General features: G+C 63.6%; 3 protein-coding genes. 2 read left to right on the top strand and 1 reads right to left on the bottom strand.

Annotation, left to right across the window (positions count from 1 at the left end; translation table 11 throughout):
• A partial coding sequence (locus tag EN749_RS33520; protein WP_145991119.1) for a helix-turn-helix domain-containing protein occupies positions 1-337 on the bottom strand: 337 nt, incomplete at its 3' end.
• A gap of 173 nt (positions 338-510) precedes the next feature.
• Between EN749_RS33520 and EN749_RS33515 the strand changes: the two genes are divergently transcribed.
• A complete protein-coding gene (locus tag EN749_RS33515) occupies positions 511-1,959 on the top strand; it encodes an APC family permease (RefSeq protein ID WP_127808405.1) in 1,449 nt (482 codons plus the stop codon).
• 48 nt (positions 1,960-2,007) lie between these two features.
• On the top strand, positions 2,008-3,027 hold a 1,020-nt coding region (locus tag EN749_RS33510), incomplete at its 3' end, for a cytochrome P450 (protein ID WP_245491553.1).

Below are 3,027 nucleotides of genomic sequence, written 5' to 3'. Positions count from 1 at the left end.
CGACATGAACGGTGACCAGCCTGTCGACGCCGAATTCCGACAAATGCACGGTCTCGGCCGTCGATGCTGCCAGGTCCCGCACCAGCGGAACAGCTGTCTGCAGGAAAGGAAAGCGCGCTTCGCGGATGCGCGCCAGCCGCGACAGGCCGGCGCCGAGGCGATAGTGCCGCGTGCCGATATCCTGCTCGACAAAACCATGGCCGGCCAGCGCAACCAGCAGCCGCCGTGTCGTCGCCTTGTCGAAGCCCGAGCGGCGCGCCAGATCGGACAGGCCGAGCTCGGGCTCGTCGACGCTGAACAGCTCCAGAAGCGAGATCGCTTTTCCGACCGTACTCAAATTTGCCTCCCGGTTCGGGATAATCATTTAACGTGTGAATTAACTTGACAGGCATCGGCATTGTTTGCAAGTCTATATTCAAAATAGCGGTTCAAATAATGAACCAACCGCCAGAGTGCATGGGACAGGCCATTTGGCCGGCGAACTCAAGGGTTTGCAAACAGGAGGGATCGATGACAGCAGTTGCAGAACAGGCGCCGGCCAACAGGCTGCGCAAGAACAGTCTTGGCGTCGGCGCCATCACCTTCATGGTGATTTCGGCGGCCGCCCCGCTCACGGCCGTCGCCGGCGGCACGCCGCTCGGCATGCTGATGGGCAATGGCGCCGGCTTTGCCGGCACCTATTTGATCGTCACCATCCTGCTGCTTTTGTTCGCGGTCGGCTATGTCGCCATGTCACGCCATGTCGGCAATGCCGGCGCCTTCTATGCCTATGCCGCGCGCGGCCTCGGCAGCATGGCCGGCGGCGCCACCGCGCTGATCGCCATCCTGTCCTACAATGCCATGCAGATCGGGGTCATGGGCCTGCTCGGCGCCGCGACATCAGGCCTGTTCGCCGGCTGGGGCATCAATTTGCCCTGGTGGGTGTGGAGCTTCATCGCCATCGCGCTGGTCGCCGTGCTCGGCTATCGGCAGGTCGACCTCTCCGCCAAGATCCTGACGGTGCTGGTGTTGTGCGAATATCTTGTGGTTCTGGTCCTCGACATCGCCATCCTCAAGACCGGCGGCGATAGCGGCCTGTCGGCGGCGCCGTTCAGCTGGAGCCAGATCACATCGGGCTCGCCGGCCATCGCCATTCTGTTCTGCTTTGCCGCCTTCATCGGTTTCGAGGCGACGACGATCTATGCCGAGGAAGCCCGCGATCCAAAGATCACCATTCCGCGCGCCACCTATTTTTCGGTCGTGCTGATCGGCGTCTTCTACATGCTCACGGCATGGCTGATGGCGGTCGGCGCCGGTGTCGACAAGCTGCTGCCGACGCTGCAAGGGCTGCAGGATCCAACGACCTTCCTGTTCGGCCTGTCCGACCGCTACGCCGGAACGATGCTGTCGCAGGCGATGAGCATCCTGTTCGTGTCGAGCCTGTTTGCCGGCGTGCTGGCGTTCCACAATGCGGTTGCGCGCTATATCTATGTCTCGGGCCGCGAAAAACTGTTGCCGCAGACGATTGGCGTGACGCATGCGGTGCACCAGAGCCCGCATGTCGCTTCCGTCATCCAGAGCGTGCTCGCTGCGATCGTCGTCGGCCTGTTCGCCGTGCTCGGCCTCGATCCGGTGCTGGCGCTGTTTTCGTGGCTGACCAATGTCGCGACGCTCGGCGTCATCGTCATGATGGCGGTGGCATCGCTTGCCGTGGTGATGTTCTTCCGCGCCAACCCGGCAGCCCAGGAGAACGCGCTGAAGACCACCATCCTGCCCGGGCTGACCTTCATCGCTTTCGTCATCATCATCTACCTGATCGTCATCAATTTCGGCAGCCTGTCCGGGGCGGGCGGCTTTCTTGGCGTGTTCCTGCCGGGGCTGGTGCTGATCGCCGCGATCGTCGGCCTGCTGCTGGCCAGCGCGCTGAAGAGCCGCGATCCCATAGCCTTCGAAAACCTCGGCCAGCCGCTGAAAGATTGAGAAAAGCAAAGGGGCGGCGTGCCACGCCGCCCTTACACCACAAGGGGAGTGGCGGATTTGAGCTTTGCCGAAAATATAACCGTCGAGGCATTGGAAGCCGATCCCTACCCGATCTATGCAGAGCTCAGGCGCAGTGCGCCTGTCGCTTTCGTGCCCGCGGTCAATCTGTGGTTCGTCACCCGCTGGAAGGATGTCGAGAGCGTCGCCAAGTCGCCCGACATCTTCTCCGCCGTCGTCGGCTCGTCGCCGGTCGAGCGCTCCTTCGGCAAGCCGACCATCCTGACCACCGATGGCGAGACGCACAAACAACTGCGCCAAGGCGTTGATCCGAAATACCGGCCGCGCACCGTCGCCGCCTATGCCGGCGACCTCGTGCGGTCGATTGCCGAACCCTTTCTCGACCGGATCGCCAACCAAGGCTCCGCCGAGCTGATGGCCGATTATTTCGAACCGGTGTCGACGCTCAGCCTGGCACGCTCGCTCGGCCTTGCCGACATCGACATGCCGACGCTGCGCCGCTGGTTCTATGGCCTTGCCCAGGGCGCCATCAATTTCGAGAACGACCCGAAGCGGCAGGAGATCGCCGACGCGATCAGTGCCGAGGTCGGCGACGCCATCCTGCCGACGCTGGAAAGACTTGCGCGCCAGCCAGATGACTCGGCGCTGTCGCACATGCTGCATGACGGCATGCCGGAGGGCACGACGCGGCCAATCGATTATTTGATGCCAAGCATCAAGGTCATCCTGCTTGGCGGCATGCAGGAACCCGGACATGGCGCCGGCTCGATCCTCGCCGGTCTGCTGGGCCATCCCGAACAGATGCGGCAGGTGCTCGCCGATCCCGAGACCTTCGTGCCGAAGGCGGTCGACGAGGGCCTGCGCTGGGTGGCGCCGATCGGCACGCAGACGCGGCAGACGACGCGGGCGGTGGAGCTTGGCGGCGTGACGATCCCGGCCGGCGCCGCGGTCGCCGCACTCGTCTCCTCGGCAAGCCGCGACGAGAGCCGCTTTGCCGATCCCGACCGCTTCAACATCAACCGCGACGAAGGCAATCATGCCGCCTTCGGC

Origin of the sequence: Mesorhizobium sp. M7A.F.Ca.ET.027.02.1.1 (genome assembly GCF_004022985.1) — a bacterium.
In the GTDB taxonomy this organism is placed as follows: domain Bacteria; phylum Pseudomonadota; class Alphaproteobacteria; order Rhizobiales; family Rhizobiaceae; genus Mesorhizobium.
This window is presented reverse-complemented; position numbering and strand designations above follow the sequence as displayed.